The organism is Desulfosarcina alkanivorans (assembly GCF_009688945.1).
Classification (GTDB): domain Bacteria; phylum Desulfobacterota; class Desulfobacteria; order Desulfobacterales; family Desulfosarcinaceae; genus Desulfosarcina; species Desulfosarcina alkanivorans.
This window is the reverse complement of sequence record NZ_AP021874.1, coordinates 2,201,782-2,217,865: the sequence shown is the minus strand read 5'-3', so window position 1 is coordinate 2,217,865 and position 16,084 is coordinate 2,201,782. Positions and strand designations below refer to the sequence as shown.

Below are 16,084 nucleotides of genomic sequence, written 5' to 3'. Positions count from 1 at the left end.
AATTTCTTCAAGAGTGATAGCGTTAATTCAGGTTGCCCTTTTCCTCCTGAAAACCAAGCTAAAAACAGCAATGCTGATACCCAAACCAGCAATTATCCACGCCATTCCGTGTCGTCCACACTGGTTTTGAAATCCGGTTCGATCACGTCGGGCAGATCCTCCTCGGCCACGGCGAGAATATCCTGCTCCGACGGAACGCCGACGAAGACCAGCCGGTTGCGGGGGCATTTCCTGGCGGCCAGCAGGCCGCTCTCTAAGTTTTCCCGGGTATAGTTGTCGTAGTTGATGGTGGAAAGGTTGTTGACGATTGCAAACATGCCCGAGGTGCGCTTGCAAGCCTTGCACCCCAGGCAGCCCACCTTGCAGACCGCCTTGACGTCCTTGCCCGCATCCAGATTGGAGCACTCCACCACCATCATGCGTTCTTGTTTGAAGGGCGCCATGGTAATGATGTTGCGGGGGCAGACTTTAGCGCAGGCCCCGCAGCCCACGCACGCGCGGTAGTCCACCCGGGCCAGACCGTCTTCAATGTGGATGGCGTCGTAGTCGCAGGCCCGTGTGCAGTCCCCGAAACCCAGGCAGCCGTAAGTGCATCCCTGGATATCGGTGACCAGGTTGGCCGGTCCGCAACGCTGCTCACCCTTATATACAGTCCGTCCCAGGCGGTCAGCGTAGCGGGCGCCGCAGTGCACCACCGGACGCCAGGGATAGCTGACCTCAGCTTCCACGCCCATGACCGCCGCCAGAGCTTCCGTGCAGCTTTTGCCGCCTACGGTGCACAGGTTCACCGGGACGTTGTTTTCCACGACGGCTTCGGCATATTCGCCGCAGCCCACGTACCCGCACCCGCCGCAGTTGGCGCCGGGCAGGACCTCGATCGCCGAATCCACCCGCGGGTCCACCTCGACATGAAACGCCCTGTTGGCCCAGCCCAGAACAAACGAGAGCACCAGGGCCATGGCCAGCATGGTGGCCGCGGCCAGACTGACGATTACCCAGGACATGATTCCTCCAAAACTCTTACGCCATGGTCCCCGGCCGGTCCAGCACTGCGCGAAAGGGATTGCTGTTCCGAGACGGTTGGTTTCTCAGTCAGGGCATCCTTCAACCCTTTGTCCACGCCGGTAAATCCCATGAAGGCCATGGCCAGGATGCCGCCCACGCCCAGGGTGATGGCGGCTCCTCGGAACGGTTCGGGCACGTCGCACAACGCCAACTCCTCGCGGATGCCCGCCATGATCACAATGGCAACGGTGAATCCGACCCCGCCGAAAAAGGCCAGGGTCAGGGCCCGGCCCAGGTCCCAGCGGTCAGACGGATTCTCGGCCCCCACCACATTGCTCATGATGGTCAGACAGGCGAAAAGAATCGCACAGTTGGTGGTAATCAGCGGTAAAAATACACCAAAGGCTTTGTAGAGCAGGGGGAAAAACCGACGCACATACATCTCCACAAACTGCACCGAAGAGCTGATGGCAAAGATGTAGACAATGTAGCATAGAATCGTCAAATCCACCCCGGAAGCAGCCTCGGCCGGCATAAACAACCCTGCTATCAGACGGGTCAACGGGGCCCCGGGCATCAGCACGAAAGTGGTGATCGTCCAGGAGATGAATGCAGCGATGGTAATTACGAAGGTCACCGCCGCCCCCATGCCAACGGCCATGCTCACGCGCCGGGAGACGCCGATGAAAGGGCAGATGCCCACGAAGTAGTAAAGCACGAAGTTGTTGATCAAGGCAGCACCCAAAGCGATGAGCAGGATATCAATAAGGTAGTTCATGAGGTCTCCTGTCCTTTCTTTCTATCGGTAAACCAGTTCACCGCACCCAGCAATAAACCGAACGTGAGAAATGCCCCCGGTGGCAGCACCATGATGACCCAGTCAGGCCAGACCTCCGGCAGGACCCGCAGGCCGAACAGTGCCCCGGTTCCCAGCAGCTCGCGAATGGCGGCGATGCTCGCCAGGGCCAGCCCGAAGCCCAGGCTCTGGCCCACGGCGTCGGCTGCAGCGGCAAACGGGGACTGCTTGGAGGCGCATACCTCGCAGCGGCAGATGATGATGCAATTGACGATGATCAGCGGGATATAGGGTCCCAGGGTTTTGCTCATCTGGTAGAGATAGGCAGCCAGCAGCCGGTCGGCAATGGTCACGAAGGTCGCGATGGTCAACGTAAATACCACGATGCGCAGGTGAGGTTTGAGCAAATTGCGGATCAGGCTGGTGATCACGTTGGCGCACAGCAAAACGAACCCCACGGCCGCAGCCATGGTGACAGCGGCCTGCAGGCCGTTGGTCACGGCCAAGGTGGGGCACAGTCCCAACAATTGGCGATAAACCGGGTTCTCCGGTAAAATGCCGTTAATGAAACGTTCGGCGGCGGTGGGCTGGTCAGCCATTGTCGCCTCCCTTCTGCTCCATCTCGGCCAGCGGTTTGCGCAGATCGGCGACGGCCACGTTGATCATGGCGGCGACACTCTTGGAAGAGATGGTGGCGCCGGTCACTGCATCGATCTCACCAGGCTGCACGGCACCACCCTTAACGACCATCAGGGATCGGTCGGCCGGTGCTCCGATGAATTGACCGCGCCACTCGGTAGTGATGATCTTGTTGCCCAGACCGGGTGTCTCCTTCTGGTCGAGGACGAATACGCCGGTAATGGTTTTCAATCCCGGCGAAAGGCCTACGAGTATCTCGATGACACCGGCGTAACCCTGGCCTTTGGCCTTGACCACCCAACCCCGCAGTTCACCCTGATAGCGCGCCTCGTAAACGCTGTAAGCTTTGTCCCGGTCCGTCTTGGTCACGGCGACCCGGCGGACGGCAATATCCAGGCTCTGGTTCTGGTCGGTCATTTTGGCCGCCAGGTCGCTGCCCAGAACCAACTCGGGAACCTTTTCCAGGGTTTCGTTGATCTTATTGGCCTCGATGACAGGCCCCAGCACCAGCTGCACGCCGGCCAGGCTGACCCCGAAGCTGACCGCCAACAGCAGCACCAGCCAAGCCTGGACGAGGCTGCTGGCTTTCAGTCTGGCAGCAACTGATTTTTTCTCCGTGTACATAGACAATCCCTGTTCCGTTTAAAACGAAAACGGTAAATAATCACGGCTGGAAACCGCTCCAACGATGTCCTGCTAACGCTTCCAATTAATTCGCGCCAAAGGGTGTGGGAACACTCCATCTATTGATTAAGGGCGTCATCGCGTTCATGAGCAGCACGGCAAACATCACCCCTTCCGGGTAGCCGGAAAAAAGCCGTAAAATCATGATCAAGATACCGGTACCCAATCCAAAAATGAATTTGCCTTTGGGCGTCAGGGGACTGGTGACCGGATCCGTGGCAATAAAAAAGGCTCCGAAAAGCACGCTACCGCCCAAAAGGTGATGCAACACGGTCCATCCGTCGGCCGGGCCGGCCAGATGCGCCAGGCCGCCGATGACCGCTACCGCCAGCAGCAGGCCGGTAGGGATCTCCCACGAGGCCGTCCGTCGGACGATCAGATAGAGCCCACCGACGATACAGGCCAGGGCGCTGGTCTCTCCCAGACTGCCGTTGGTGGTGCCCCAAAAAAGAGCTCCCAGCTCCGTCACCACCCCGTTCATCTTATACGCGTTCATGGGCGTGGCCTGCGAGACGGCATCCACCGCGCTGTGGGTATCTTCGAATCCCGATGCAGCCAGCGCCCCGGCAAAGGAGATCATGACAAAGGCCCGTCCCACCATTGCCGGGTTGAATAGGTTCATGCCCAGACCACCGAAAATGATCTTGCCGATGCCGATGGCAACGAAGGCGGCGATCACACCCACATACCAGGGAGCCGTTCCGGGTAGGGACATGGTCAAGATGATCCCGGTGACCAGCGCTGAACAGTCTTTGATGGTCGCCGGGCGGTCCCGCATCCGTAGGAAGAGCAGCTCCGCCAGCAGACATCCGCCGGTACAGACAGCCAATTGGAAAAGAGCATAGCCGCGAAAGACATACAGGGACATGACCACCACCGGCGCCAAGGCAATCAGCACATCCACCATCATCCGGCGGGTACTGGACGCCGTTTGCACCAGATGGGGAGACGGCGAAACATGGATCACCGGAGCGGCCGGTTCATTGGAGTTGGGTTCCTGCATAGGGTTCGACTTCTCCATTATTCACCCTCCCTCCGATTTTCAGCCGTAACCCGGGCCTTGCCGGCCCGGATCAGCTGTACCAGCGGAATGTGGGCCGGACAGGTATAGGCACAAGACCCACACTCGAAGCAGGCCATGATGTTGTATCGACGAGACAAGCCGATGTTTTGGTACCGGGATGCCAGAGCGATCTTGGTGGGCACCAGGTTCATGGGGCATACGTCCACGCACTTGCCGCAGCGCACACAGGCACTTTCCTCGCCGGCCCGAACTTCTTCTTCCGACATCACGGTGAGCCCCCCGGCCCCCTTGGTGACCGGCGTCTCCGGGTTGGAAAAGGCGAATCCCATCATGGGGCCACCAGCCACCAAACGGGCGGCATTGGGCGTCAAACCACCGCAAAAATCAATCAGGGCGCCGAAAGAAATTCCGATGGGTGCCAGCACATTGGACGGCTTGACGATCCCGCCGCCGGTGACGCTGATCACCCGGTGGGTCAGAGGCTTATTGTGGATCACGGCCCGGGCCACGGCCGCTATGGTGGCCACATTGCTCATGGCCACGCCCACATCGGCAGGCAACCCCCCCAGGGGCACCTGGCGCTTGAGCAGCGCCTGGATCAAATGTTTCTCGCTGCCCTGGGGATATTTGGTCTTGACCACGCCGATCTGAATACCGGTTCCCTCGGCCGCTTGGCGAATGGCCGCCACGGCCGGGATTTTGTTGTCCTCGATGCCGATGACGATGCGCTCGGCGCCCACGCTGCGGGCTGCCAACAGGGCTCCGGTAACGATGGGGGCCGACGCTTCCAGCATCAGCCGGTAGTCCGAAGTCAGGTAGGGCTCGCACTCGCAGCCGTTGACGACCAGGGTATGGATGGGTTTCTTGTCACTGGGCGTGATCTTCACGTGGGTGGGAAAGGCCGCCCCGCCCAGGCCCACCAGGCCGGCAGCACTGATGTCGCGGCTGATCAGCTCGGGATCGTAGGCCTCCAGACCAGTGGTCGGCCAATGGCCGCCGTAGATTTCCTCCCACAGGTCCCGGTCCGAGGGAATTTCGCCGTCGGTCTTGATGGGCAGGGTGTCCATGTGTCGGCCGTTGGCCAGCGTCATGCGCATGGGGCGCTGGACGACGCCGGGCACGGATGCATGCAAAGTAGTGGAGACAAAAGATGCGCCCTTGCCGATCAACTCGCCCCACCCAACGGTCTGGCGAGCTTTTACCATCGGTTCGCAGGGGCCACCGATATTCTGGTGCAACGAAAGCACCACCTTGTCCGGCGTGGGCATCACACGGATAGACGCGTCCTTGGCCAGATCCTTGTGGTCCGGCGGATGGACGCCATGGGCGAAGGTGCCGTTGCCGTCATAGCCCGTCGATTTCAGCGCCATGGTCCTGCCTTCGATTGTTCAAAAATTTGTATTGAAAGGATTTAAAATTTTCGGACCGAACACTTTTGACAGACTCGTAAAAAGTCGCCAGGCATGTCATTCCCGCGAAGATGAAAACCTATAACCAATTGAAACTACAGGATTCCCGTCTTCACGGGAATGACAAAAATGGAACGGTTTTGACTTTTTACGAACGCATCAATTTTGAGAGTTTAAAGATTTCATTCGGGTTGGGCATTCTATGAACTCTTTCAAGATGCTCGATAATATTGATTTCAATACCGAGTTTTCTTGCCAACTCCCAAATCGTATAACCAGCATCAATTCCAATTGATTACTTATAAGGCCTCGATAGCCTCGGTCAGCTCAGGCAGGAAATCGAGGATGTCGGCTTCGATACCCACGTCGGCCACTTGGAAGATGGGTGCCTTGACGTTCTTGTTGATGGCCACGATGAACGGCGAGCCCTTGATGCCGCCCATGTGCTGGAAGCTGCCGGAGATGCCGCAGGCCATGTAGACCTTGGGCTTGACCGTCTGGCCGGAGGTACCCACCTGACGGGACTTCTCAAGCCATTTGGCGTCGACGATGGGCCGTGAACAGGAGACCACGGCCCCCATGGCCTCGGCCAGTTCTTCGGCCACCTCGATGTTGTCTTCGTCCTCGATGCCGCGGCCCACGGAAACCAGTACGTCGGACTTGGTGATATCCACGTCGCCCACCTCGGCTTCCACTATTTCCAGGAAAGTGCGTTTGGCCGTCAGGTCCCCGGCATCACCGGACTTGTCTTCCACACTGCCGCCGGCGGACTTGCTCTCGTCCGGGGCAAAGGCGCCGGGGCGCACGTTGACGACCGCCCCGGCCGAAATATCGGCGGTCACATGGGTGCTGACCATGCCGCTGTACTCCTGGCGAATCACCTTCAGGTCGGTCCCGTCCACGCCCTCGATGTCCACCACATCGGCAATGAAGGCCGAATCCAGCTTGATGGACAGGCCGGGGGCCAGGTCCATGCCGAACGTGTCATGGGGAACCAGCACGATGGCGTCGCCGGGAAGCACGTTGACCAGCAGTTTGCGGATGACTTCTGCATTGGGGTAGGCCAGGGCGTCCAGGTTAAACTTGAGCACCTTGGCATAAGAACCGGCCACGTCTTCGGCAACGGCGTCAACGTCGGCGCCCGACCCTGTAACGATGGCGGTCACGGCCGCGCCGGCATCGATTTTCCTGGCCGCAGCCACCATTTCAAGGGCCGAATCGTCGGCCACGCCACCTTTGTGTGTGATGTATGCATAGATATCAGCCATTATTTCAACCCTCCTTTGGCCTTCAAGAGTTCGATCAGCTTGGCAATGATCTCTTCGGTGCTGCCTTCCAGCATCTCGGCGCCGTCACCCATTTCAGGTACGAAGTAGTCAAGGCGCTTGACCTTGGCGCCGGCGGCGCCCACAGTGGCCGCGTCCACGCCCAGATCGGCGGCGCCGTGCTGTGGAATCTCCACCGAGGCCACCTTGCGGATGCCGCGGATACCCACGTAGCGCGGTTCGTTGATACCGGTCTGGATGGACAATACGCAGGGCAGCGCAATCTCGTTCATCTCCTGGTTGCCGCCTTCGATTTCACGGCCCACCTTGAGCTTGTCGCCATCCACATCGATTTTATTGACCAGTGACGCGTAAGGATAGTCCAGCATGGCCGCCAGCATGCCACCCACCTGGGCCGCCCCGTCATCAGCCTGAGCACCGGTTAGGATCAGGTCGTATTTCCCTTTTTCAACGGCTGCTTTGAGCAGGGTGGCCACGCCCTTGCCGTCGGATCCGTCGAAGGCGTCATCACTCAGCAAAAGGCCGTTGTCGGCGCCCATGGCCATCTCCCGGCGCAGCACCTCTTCGGACTCGTCGTCGCCCACGGTGACCACGGTCACGCTGCCGCCCACGTTGTCGCGGATCTGGATGGCCTCTTCCACGGCGTAATTGTCCCACTCGTTGACCGAGTACACCAGGTCGTCGCGTTCGATATCGCTGCCGTCGCCGTTGACCTCGATCTCGTTTTCAGCGGTATCGGGTACCCGCTTGACACAGACTAAGATTTTCATCTCTTTTCTCCTTATTGATGTTCGGAGTGAATCGCAAATTGGAGGAGCGATCTCATTCCAGAGCCGGAGGTGCCAATGGCAAAAAAAACCTTAACCAGGATGGTTATTGCCAAATATAGCTTCTCTGAAGTGAGACCGCTCCACAAATCATATCCACTAAATTACTCCATATGCTGGATAATCAATTCCGAAAGGTCGATGGCCTCCATCTTGCTCTCCATGCCGGCCACCTTGATGGCGTCCTCCATGTTGACCAGGCAGAAGGGGCAGGCCGTGACGATCACGTTGGCGCCGGCCTTGGCGGCCATCTCCACCCGCAGCACGCCCATGCGCTGCTCTTCCTCCGGTTCGTAGAACAGCATCAGGCCGCCGCCGCCGCAGCAGAACGACCGGTCGCGGCAGCGCTCCATCTCCACCCGCTTGAGCCCGGCAATGGCATCCAGGGCCGATCGCGGGTCGTCGTAGACATCGTTATGACGTCCCAGGTAACACGGATCGTGATAAGTATAGACCTTGCCGTCACCGTTGGCGCCTTTCAGCCGGATGGCGCCGGATTTCACATTTCGGGCGATAAACTGGCTGATGTGTTCCACCGGCGGCAACCCCTGGTAGTCATTCTTCAGGGCGTTGTAGGCATGTGGGTCGGCGGTGATGATGTGCTTGACACCACTGTTCAAAATGGCATCAGTATTGGTCTCCTTGATGGTCTGGAACAACATTTCTTCACCAAACCGACGAATTTCGTTTCCGCTGTCTTTCTCCTTCTTGCCCAAAATACCGAAATCCGCACCGGCCCTTGACAGGACGGTGGCTGTGGCTCGGCCAATCTCCTGCATCCGGTCGTCATAGGAGGTGATGCTGTCCACGAAATAGAGGGCCTCGGCGGAGTCTTTCTTGGCCAGGTCCTTGACGGGCACATCGGCAGGCAGGTCCTTGGTCCAGTCGGCCCGTTTCTTCTCCATCTTACCCCAGGGGTTGCCACGTTTTTCAAGGGCCTTCAAGGGCTTTTGCAGGCTCTGGGGCACCATGCCCTCATCGACCATGCCACGGCGCAGGTCCACGATCTTGTCGATGTATTCGATGCCGATGGGGCACTCCTGCTCACAGGCGCCGCAGGTGGTGCAGGACCAGATCTCGTCTTCCTCATAGGTCGTGCCGATCAGATCCTCGCTCTTTTTGATAGGCGCACCGTAGGGGTAGATGGGGTAGTTCTTGAAGGTCAGGTCGCGCCCCTTGATGGAGATGAAGCGTGGCGACAGGGGCCGCCCCACGGCATTGGCCGGGCAGTTGTCCGAGCAACGGCCGCAGTCGGCGCACGAATAGAAATCCAGGATGTGCTTCCAGGTGAAGTCTTCCAGCTTCTTGACACCGAAGGATTCCAGGTCGTCCAGTTCATCATCCTTGATGCCGTGGCGTACCGGCTTGATGTTGCCCCGGTCGATGCGCATGAAAAAAACGTTGAAAAGCGAGGTGATCACGTGAAAATGCTTGCCCAGGGGCAAAAAGCAGAGAAAGAAGAAGAAGGTCAGGTCGTGGACGTAATAGGCCATGATGTGGATGGCCTGGAGCGCCTGGATGGAAGTGGACAGCAGGGACTGCTTGAACAGCCAGGCCAGGCTCAGCGGAGCCAAGAACTCGGCATGCAGACCGGCTTGGGTATTGGCCGCCACGCTGCTGGCCTCGAAAAGGCTTTCGGAGATCATCAAGGTGGAAATCATGCCCAGCACGAAGAGGGCCTCGGCCGTGTGATCCTTGCCATACTTGTCCGGCACTTTGTACCGTTCCGGTTTCACCACGGCCCGCCGCCAGGCGGCGATGGCGCAGGCAATCAGCACGACGGTGGCGGCGTAGTCCTTGAAAAAATTGTATATGTGGCCGACAACACCGCCAAAGCCGGGCATGACGAAGCTTTCGCTAATGCCGATGATCACCAACGAGCAGGAGCGGACACTGAGAATCAGAAACCCGGCGAAGATGACGATATGCACCACACCGGCCAGCATGTACCGCGGCTGCCGGTACTGGCCCAGCCAGATCTTGAGCACGTTGAAGAGACGGACGGGAATCCGGTCCAGGCGTTTGTCCGGCGCGGACCTTACCAACGGGACCGATCGAAGCGCCATGATGTAGGCAAAGACTACCATCCCGACGATCGGAATTAGTATGGAAAGAATAACCGTCGGAATCCCCAAGAAAGTTAATTTTGCCGGGGGCAGTAAAACAGGTGTCATAGGAATCGTCCTCTTCTGCAAATAAAATTAATCGTATTCATAAACCCCTCTGCCTGTTTTTCTGCCGAAATTGCCAGCACGCACCATTTTTCTGAGCAAGGGAGACGGTCGGTATTTATCTCCCAACTCGGCATGCAGATTGTCCATGACTTTCAGAAGGGTGTCGAGACCGACCATGTCGGCGAGGGCAAGGGGGCCGATGGGATGATTGCATCCCAGTACCATTCCCTTGTCGATATCCTCTGCACTGGCGATTCCGGACTCCAAAACGTAAAAAGCCTCATTGATGGTTGGGCAAAGGATGCGGTTAACGGTGAACGCCGGCGCCTCGTTGACGATGATCACCTCCTTGCCGAGTGTTTCGCCCCACGCTTTTGCGGTGGCGAGGGTTTCGTCGTCGGTTTCATGCCCCTTGATGATTTCGAGAAGACGCATGACCGGGACCGGATTGAAGAAATGGGTCCCGATGACTTTTTTGGCCCGAGCGGTCGAGGCGGCGATCTCGGTGATGCTGATCCCGGAGGTGTTGGTGAAAAAAAGGCAGCGATCCGGGACAATCGCTTCCAGATCCCTGAACAGTCGTTGTTTGATGCCGAGCACCTCGACGATCACTTCCACTGCGATATCCGCGTCCGCGGCGGCCGTTTCAAGATCGACCGTCGGTGTGATCCTGCCCAGCACGGCATCCATCTCCGCTTGGGTTTTTCGACCCTTTTTTACATCCCGGGCGAGGTTCTTTGTTATCGTCTGCATTCCGTTGTCGACAAAACGCTGTTCGATGTCCCGCAGGGTTACCTGATATCCGGTTTGGGCACAAACCTGTGCGATGCCATTCCCCATCAATCCTGCGCCTAAAACGCATATTTTCTTGATGTCCATTTTTTTTTCTTTCATTTCATCTTTCCCAGAATAGCGCCGGCGATGGTGTTCTTCTGAATCTCCTTGGTTCCTTCATAAATTTCGGTAATTTTGGCATCCCGATAAAACCGCTCGACCTCGTATTCTTGCATGTAGCCGTAGCCACCCATCAGCTGGATCGCCTCGTCGGCAACTTCCACTGCCGTACGCGCGGCATACATTTTGGCCATGGAGGTCAACTTGGGATCGATGCGACCCTGATCGAAGTTCCATGCGGCTTTGTAAGTGATCATCCGCGCACATTCGATTTTTGTGGCCATGTCGGCGATCTTGTGCTGGTTGACCTGAAACTGAGCGATTTTCTTACCGAACTGTTCCCGCTGTTTGATGTAGTCAAGCGCCCTGTCGAAGGCTCCCTGGGCCGTACCCAGCGCCTGGGCGGCAACGAGGATGCGGCTTTCATCGAAAAATTCCAGCAATTGGTAAAACCCCTTGTTCGCTTTGCCGATCAGATTGTCCAGGGGGACCCTGACATCCTTAAAGATCACCTCGGCGGTGTAGGAGATCGTAATTCCCATCTTTTTTCCTACGTCCTGGGTAGAGACTCCCGGATTGTCCGCTTCCACGAGAATGAGGCTGAGCCCCCTGTATGAAGGAGCGGCATCCGGGTCCGTCAGGCACAGCACGCAATAAAAGCCAGCCAGGGGGCCGCTGTTGGTAATAAACATTTTGGTTCCGTTAATGAGCCAGTCGTTACCGTCCTTGATGGCGGTGGTGTTGACCGTAGTAATATCAGACCCGTGGTCCGGTTCCGTGAAGGCGCCACAGGAAAGACACTCGCCTTCGGCGACCTTGGGAAGCCACTTGGATTTTTGTTCATCGCTGCCGTGGTGCAGAATGATTTCAGATGCGAAGTCGGCAATGAGCAAGCACGTACCGACCGTGCTGTCTCCACGGGCCAGCTCTTCGGCGACGATGATGTTCTCAAGGCATCCGAGTCCCATTCCCGAATACTTCTCCGGGTAGTGTATGCCGATGAAACCGAGCTCCGCCGCTTTTTTCCAAATTGCTTTGGGATAGTCGTGGTTCTCAACGAGTTCCTCGATAATTTCCTTTTTAAATTCGCCCTTTACAAATTCTCTAACGGCTTTCTGGATCTCTTTCTGCTCTCGGCTGAGTTCAAAGTCCATATTTCTCCTCCGGTTCCTGTTGAATGGATTGAAATTGCTGTCGCGAATATGCGTCGTCGTTGCCCGATGATCAGGTGATCATTTCCAGTGCGCAGGCCATGGAGACGCCCCCGCCGCCGCACAAGGTGGCAAGACCTAAACTGTTTCCTCTTTTTTTCATTGCATGGATCAAGGTAACCATGATGCGGCAGCCGGTGGCCCCGACCGGATGGCCCAACCCGATACCAGAGCCGTTGACGTTGGTGATCTCGCGATTCAACCCTAAATCACGCTCGCAACCGATATATTGCGCGGCGAAGGCTTCATTTACTTCTACCAGATCGAAATCGGCCACTTTCAAGCCGCTTCGGTCGGTGAGGTCATTGACAGCCGGGACCGGTGACAAACCCATGAGGGCGGGATGGCAGGCTCCCTTGCCGGTGGCGTGAATTCTCGCCATCGGGGGAAGGCCCAGTTCCTTGGCCTTATCGGCAGACATGAGCAGCATGGCGGCGGCACCGTCGTTGATGCCGCTGGCGTTTCCGGCGGTAACGGTTCCGGTTTTCGGGACGAAGGCGGGTGGCAGCTCGCGCAACTGATCCATTGTCAGGCCCGGCCTGAAGTGTTCATCCTTGTCGAAGATCAGTGGTTCCTTTTTGCGGCGGGGGACCGGTACAGGAACGATTTCGTCGGCAAAGGTGCCATCCAGGGTTGCCCGTTCGGCGTTGTTCTGGCTGCGCAGGGCCACTTCGTCCATCTCTTCCCGGCTGATACCCATTTTCTGGGCGACAAACTCGGCGGTGTGGCCCATGATGTAGGGTTTTCCGACAAAATGACTGGCCGGCGCCTGGGTCGTGTCCACCGGGGCGTCGGCTTCCAGCGGAAGCAGGTGGGATCCGGCGTGCAGCGCGTGAATCATGGCATCCACAAAGGTATTATCCTGAAGACGGCAACCCCAGCGCGCACCGGGAACAGTGTACGGTGCACCGGACATATGCTCCACACCGCCCGCGAGAATTACGTCGGCCATGCCGGCCTGAATCATGGCCATGCCGGAGATGGTGGCTTCCATTCCGGAAATGCAGGCCCGATTCATTGTCACGGCCGGGACCGTATTGGGAATACCGGCCATGAGGGCTCCAACACGGGCCACATTCAGATTGTCATGGTGCTCGAGGCAGCAGCCGAATCGAACGTCGTCAATTATGGATGGATCGATACCGGCGCGTCGAATCGCCTCCTGCATGGCAACGCTGGCCAGAAAAGGTCCGTTAAGGCTTTTTAACGTGCCGCCGAAGGCTCCGATGGCCGTCCGGCAAGTACTGATAATGACGACATCTCTCATTATTTTCTCCTGGTTGGTAGGTTTAACAGAAATCATTTAAAGAAGCAGAATCCGCGCCACTTGATGAATATTTTCATTTTTAGTCAAGAAAGGGCTGTATAGAAATGTTATGTGGGGGTTATTATATAAGAATAACTAAAAGTTAAAATTCTAATACCCTTGATGAATCGGGCTGATTCATCTAAAAACCTTTTTAAGAACGTATATACCGCATTTAAAATTCCTGACCATGGGAGAGAAAAGGCTGGACTATGGTACGGATTATGATATTCTGCTCTATAGTACAGTTGACGCCGGTAACAACGAAGGGTTTCGTACGAGGGATAAATCCGCTTTTCAATTCCTACAGAGAAGAACGTCATGAACGCTAACGAAAGCGATTTTTTTCGTGAGGCGGCTTTGCGGATCTGCAGCAGCCTCGAAATTGAGATTGCCATGCAGCGGTGCCTTGAGTACTTATGCCGATTCCTGCCGGCCTCACATTTTTGTTTTCATATCTATGACCGTGAACTCGGCATTGTGGAGACAGTGGCCATGGCCACGATCGACGACGCACAGACCATGGCCTTGCGCACGCCCTTGTCTCCAAGAGGCCGGCGACAGGTCGAAGATCAACGTTCCCTGCGAACCAAACAGGTGAATCGTTTGGGAGACGATGCGGTGGCGGGTCCGGTTGCCCGTCAATTGGGGGTGCCCCACTTGTCCGGGTTGCTCCTGGACCTGGCTCTCGAGGGAAAATTTGTGGGGACGGTTTCCGTTTTTTGCGAGCCGAACATCAAATTCAATCACCATCATGAGAAATTGCTTGCCATTTTGAATGAACCCTTTGCCATTGCCCTGGCAAACTGCATACGGTTTAGGGAGCTTCAAGTGTTGCGCGAAATGTTGGAGGACGATAATCGTTATCTTCAAGAAGAGTTGCGCCACATCGCCGGGGACGAAGTGGTCGGCGGCGATCTCGGATTGAAAGCAGTGATGGAGTTGGTAAATCAGGTTGCGGCGCTCAACAGTCCCGTTCTGTTGATGGGAGAAACCGGGGTGGGCAAGGAAGTGATCGCCAACGCGATTCATAAGCTTTCGCTGAGATGTAACGGCCCCTTCATCCGCGTGAATTGTGGCGCTATGCCGGCTACGCTGATGGACAGCGAGTTGTTCGGGCATGAGAAAGGTGCGTTTACCGGTGCCGTATCACGTAAACGCGGCCGGTTCGAACGAGCAGACGGCGGGACGATCTTTCTGGACGAGATCGCAGAACTGTCGCCAGAGGCGCAAGTCAGGCTTCTTCGCGTCTTGCAGGAGAAGGAAATTGAGCGTGTTGGGGGCATCGAAACGATTCCCGTGGATATACGAGTCCTTGCGGCAACACACCGGAATTTAGAAAAAATGGTGGCCGATGGCGGATTTCGGGAAGACTTGTACTACCGGTTGCGGGTTTTTCCGATTACCATCCCTCCTCTACGAAAGCGACGGCAGGATATTCCGGCATTGTTATCCCATTTCATACAGAAGAAATCCAGGGAGATGAAACGGTCGATCATGCCGCGTGTCGAAACCGGCACCTTAGATATGCTGCTGCGTTATCCATGGCCGGGAAATGTACGTGAACTGGAAAACGCCGTGGAGCGTGATCTGATTCTCTGCAAGAAAGGCACACTGACTTTTCGGGACATCCTCTCTTCGGTAATGGATGGCCAGACGGGCAGTGAATCACATGTTGTCGAAGAAGACAAGGTCGTGTTGCCCCTTGATGCGGTCATGTCTATCTACATCCGAAAAGTACTCAAGCAATGTAACGGTCAGATTGAGGGAGAGAAGGGGGCTGCCAAATTACTTGCCATTCACCCATCCACCTTGCGAAAACGAATGAAAAAGCTGGGTATTCCCTTTGGGCGGGAGGTTAAAAAAAATAGTAGTAAGAAACGCTAGAGTAAACGATCCAACATTTGCTTTACGAAAGTGTACGGATCCAGTTCTCGCGCGAGGATTTTCCGGACGGCGTTTTCTATTTCGTGGCTTTCGGCATGCCGTCTTTCCAAACGACGGGCGACTTCCTTTTCCAGTAGACCGGATATTTCATCTCTGATTTTCTTCTCGCGTCGATCGGTTTCGGTATCACGTAGCCCGCGTCCATTCATCAGTATGTCGGCGACTTTTGGGATGCCCTCACCCGTCGTGGCGACGGTTTTTTCCACGGGAATTTCCTTTGCATGTTCGTCGGCCGCGAGTTCCAGCATCGCGCGGATGTCGGCCGCTGCTTGATCCGATCCTTCATGGTCGGCCTTGTTGATGATGAATATGTCAGCGATCTCCATTATTCCGGCCTTGATCGCCTGAACGCCGTCGCCCATTCCCGGGACGCAGACGACCGAGACCATATCGGCCGTTTTGACCACATCCACCTCATCTTGACCGACCCCCACGGTTTCGATGAGAATCGTGTCCATTCCGAAGGCGTCCATGATTTTGACTACATCCCTTGCTGCGACGCATAGTCCGCCAAGGGCGCCACGGGTAGCCATGGAACGAAAGAAAATATCGTTGCTGGCGGTCACTTGATTCATCCGCAAGCGATCCCCCAACAGGGCACCCCCTGAAAATGGACTGGATGGATCGACGGCGATAATTCCCACCCGGCGTGATTCGTCAGCCATGATGCGGGCCAGGCGGTCCGTGAGGGTGCTCTTGCCGGCACCGGGGGACCCGGTAATGCCGATGATTCGGGCGCGACCGGTATACGGATAGATCCTTTGCATGGCCTCGATCCACCCGGAATCCCGGTTTTCGACCCTTGTGATCAACCTTGCAAGGGCGCGTACCGATCCATTTTGCATCTCTTCGATTAGCTGTTTCCAGTCCATTTTCATATGG

At 56.7% G+C, this 16,084-nt stretch carries 14 protein-coding genes; 1 reads left to right on the top strand and 13 read right to left on the bottom strand.

The window, feature by feature from the left end:
- Window positions 1-92 precede the first annotated feature (92 nt).
- The 12 genes from DSCA_RS09800 to DSCA_RS09745 all read right to left on the bottom strand — a co-directional run bounded on the left by DSCA_RS09800 (window position 93) and on the right by DSCA_RS09745 (window position 13,216).
- On the bottom strand, window positions 93-1,004 hold the full coding sequence (locus DSCA_RS09800; protein WP_155316262.1) for an RnfABCDGE type electron transport complex subunit B: 912 nt from the start codon (window positions 1,002-1,004) through the stop codon (window positions 93-95).
- Window positions 992-1,783, bottom strand: coding sequence for an electron transport complex protein RnfA (locus DSCA_RS09795; protein ID WP_155316261.1), 792 nt, complete (start codon window positions 1,781-1,783; stop codon window positions 992-994). The genes DSCA_RS09800 and DSCA_RS09795 overlap by 13 nt, the downstream gene beginning before the upstream one ends.
- A complete protein-coding gene (gene rsxE, locus DSCA_RS09790; RefSeq protein ID WP_155316260.1) occupies window positions 1,780-2,400 on the bottom strand; it encodes an electron transport complex subunit RsxE in 621 nt (206 codons plus the stop codon). Before rsxE ends, DSCA_RS09795 begins: the two co-directional genes overlap by 4 nt.
- The gene (locus tag DSCA_RS09785) at window positions 2,393-3,064 is read right to left on the bottom strand and encodes an FMN-binding protein (RefSeq protein WP_155316259.1); all 672 of its coding nucleotides are present in this window, start codon (window positions 3,062-3,064) and stop codon (window positions 2,393-2,395) included. Before DSCA_RS09785 ends, rsxE begins: the two co-directional genes overlap by 8 nt.
- An 85-nt stretch (window positions 3,065-3,149) precedes the next feature.
- Window positions 3,150-4,145 (bottom strand): RnfABCDGE type electron transport complex subunit D, encoded by a 996-nt coding sequence (locus DSCA_RS09780; RefSeq protein WP_231716431.1) that lies wholly within the window; start codon window positions 4,143-4,145, stop codon window positions 3,150-3,152.
- Window positions 4,145-5,518, bottom strand: a complete 1,374-nt coding sequence (gene rsxC, locus DSCA_RS09775; RefSeq protein ID WP_155316258.1) for an electron transport complex subunit RsxC — start codon at window positions 5,516-5,518, stop codon at window positions 4,145-4,147. The genes DSCA_RS09780 and rsxC overlap by 1 nt, the downstream gene beginning before the upstream one ends.
- Before the next feature lie 338 nt (window positions 5,519-5,856).
- Entirely contained in the window at window positions 5,857-6,825 is a 969-nt protein-coding gene (locus DSCA_RS09770) for an electron transfer flavoprotein subunit alpha/FixB family protein (RefSeq protein WP_155316257.1), read from the bottom strand.
- Entirely contained in the window at window positions 6,825-7,613 is a 789-nt protein-coding gene (locus tag DSCA_RS09765; protein ID WP_155316256.1) for an electron transfer flavoprotein subunit beta/FixA family protein, read from the bottom strand. The genes DSCA_RS09770 and DSCA_RS09765 overlap by 1 nt, the downstream gene beginning before the upstream one ends.
- 161 nt (window positions 7,614-7,774) lie before the next feature.
- Window positions 7,775-9,844: a (Fe-S)-binding protein gene (locus tag DSCA_RS09760; protein WP_155316255.1), complete on the bottom strand. Its 2,070-nt coding sequence runs from the start codon at window positions 9,842-9,844 to the stop codon at window positions 7,775-7,777.
- Between the two features lie 27 nt (window positions 9,845-9,871).
- A complete protein-coding gene (locus tag DSCA_RS09755; RefSeq protein WP_155316254.1) occupies window positions 9,872-10,738 on the bottom strand; it encodes a 3-hydroxyacyl-CoA dehydrogenase NAD-binding domain-containing protein in 867 nt (288 codons plus the stop codon).
- Window positions 10,735-11,892, bottom strand: a complete 1,158-nt coding sequence (locus DSCA_RS09750; protein ID WP_155316253.1) for an acyl-CoA dehydrogenase family protein — start codon at window positions 11,890-11,892, stop codon at window positions 10,735-10,737. The genes DSCA_RS09755 and DSCA_RS09750 overlap by 4 nt, the downstream gene beginning before the upstream one ends.
- A 70-nt stretch (window positions 11,893-11,962) precedes the next feature.
- Entirely contained in the window at window positions 11,963-13,216 is a 1,254-nt protein-coding gene (locus tag DSCA_RS09745) for a thiolase family protein (protein WP_155316252.1), read from the bottom strand.
- Between the two features lie 360 nt (window positions 13,217-13,576).
- On the opposite strand from DSCA_RS09745, the gene DSCA_RS09740 reads away from it, so the two are divergent.
- Window positions 13,577-15,142, top strand: a complete 1,566-nt coding sequence (locus DSCA_RS09740; protein WP_155316251.1) for a sigma-54 interaction domain-containing protein — start codon at window positions 13,577-13,579, stop codon at window positions 15,140-15,142.
- Here the strand turns inward: DSCA_RS09740 and meaB are convergent.
- Window positions 15,139-16,080 (bottom strand): methylmalonyl Co-A mutase-associated GTPase MeaB, encoded by a 942-nt coding sequence (meaB, locus tag DSCA_RS09735; protein ID WP_155316250.1) that lies wholly within the window; start codon window positions 16,078-16,080, stop codon window positions 15,139-15,141. The two genes, DSCA_RS09740 and meaB, sit on opposite strands and share 4 nt — an antisense overlap.
- Window positions 16,081-16,084: the final 4 nt, after the last annotated feature.

Excerpts from the sequence above, each read along its gene's own strand:
- DSCA_RS09800 (WP_155316262.1), bottom strand. The coding sequence starts at position 1,004 with ATGTCCTGGGTAATCGTCAGTCTGGCCGCGGCCACCATGCTGGCCATG.
- DSCA_RS09760 (WP_155316255.1), bottom strand. The coding sequence starts at position 9,844 with ATGACACCTGTTTTACTGCCCCCGGCAAAATTAACTTTCTTGGGGATT.
- DSCA_RS09755 (WP_155316254.1), bottom strand. The coding sequence starts at position 10,738 with ATGAAAGAAAAAAAAATGGACATCAAGAAAATATGCGTTTTAGGCGCA.
- DSCA_RS09740 (WP_155316251.1), top strand. The coding sequence starts at position 13,577 with ATGAACGCTAACGAAAGCGATTTTTTTCGTGAGGCGGCTTTGCGGATC.
- DSCA_RS09750 (WP_155316253.1), bottom strand. The coding sequence starts at position 11,892 with ATGGACTTTGAACTCAGCCGAGAGCAGAAAGAGATCCAGAAAGCCGTT.
- rsxC (WP_155316258.1), bottom strand. The coding sequence starts at position 5,518 with ATGGCGCTGAAATCGACGGGCTATGACGGCAACGGCACCTTCGCCCAT.
- DSCA_RS09780 (WP_231716431.1), bottom strand. The coding sequence starts at position 4,145 with ATGGAGAAGTCGAACCCTATGCAGGAACCCAACTCCAATGAACCGGCC.
- DSCA_RS09765 (WP_155316256.1), bottom strand. The coding sequence starts at position 7,613 with ATGAAAATCTTAGTCTGTGTCAAGCGGGTACCCGATACCGCTGAAAAC.
- DSCA_RS09785 (WP_155316259.1), bottom strand. The coding sequence starts at position 3,064 with ATGTACACGGAGAAAAAATCAGTTGCTGCCAGACTGAAAGCCAGCAGC.
- rsxE (WP_155316260.1), bottom strand. The coding sequence starts at position 2,400 with ATGGCTGACCAGCCCACCGCCGCCGAACGTTTCATTAACGGCATTTTA.
- DSCA_RS09770 (WP_155316257.1), bottom strand. The coding sequence starts at position 6,825 with ATGGCTGATATCTATGCATACATCACACACAAAGGTGGCGTGGCCGAC.
- DSCA_RS09795 (WP_155316261.1), bottom strand. The coding sequence starts at position 1,783 with ATGAACTACCTTATTGATATCCTGCTCATCGCTTTGGGTGCTGCCTTG.
- DSCA_RS09745 (WP_155316252.1), bottom strand. The coding sequence starts at position 13,216 with ATGAGAGATGTCGTCATTATCAGTACTTGCCGGACGGCCATCGGAGCC.
- meaB (WP_155316250.1), bottom strand. The coding sequence starts at position 16,080 with ATGAAAATGGACTGGAAACAGCTAATCGAAGAGATGCAAAATGGATCG.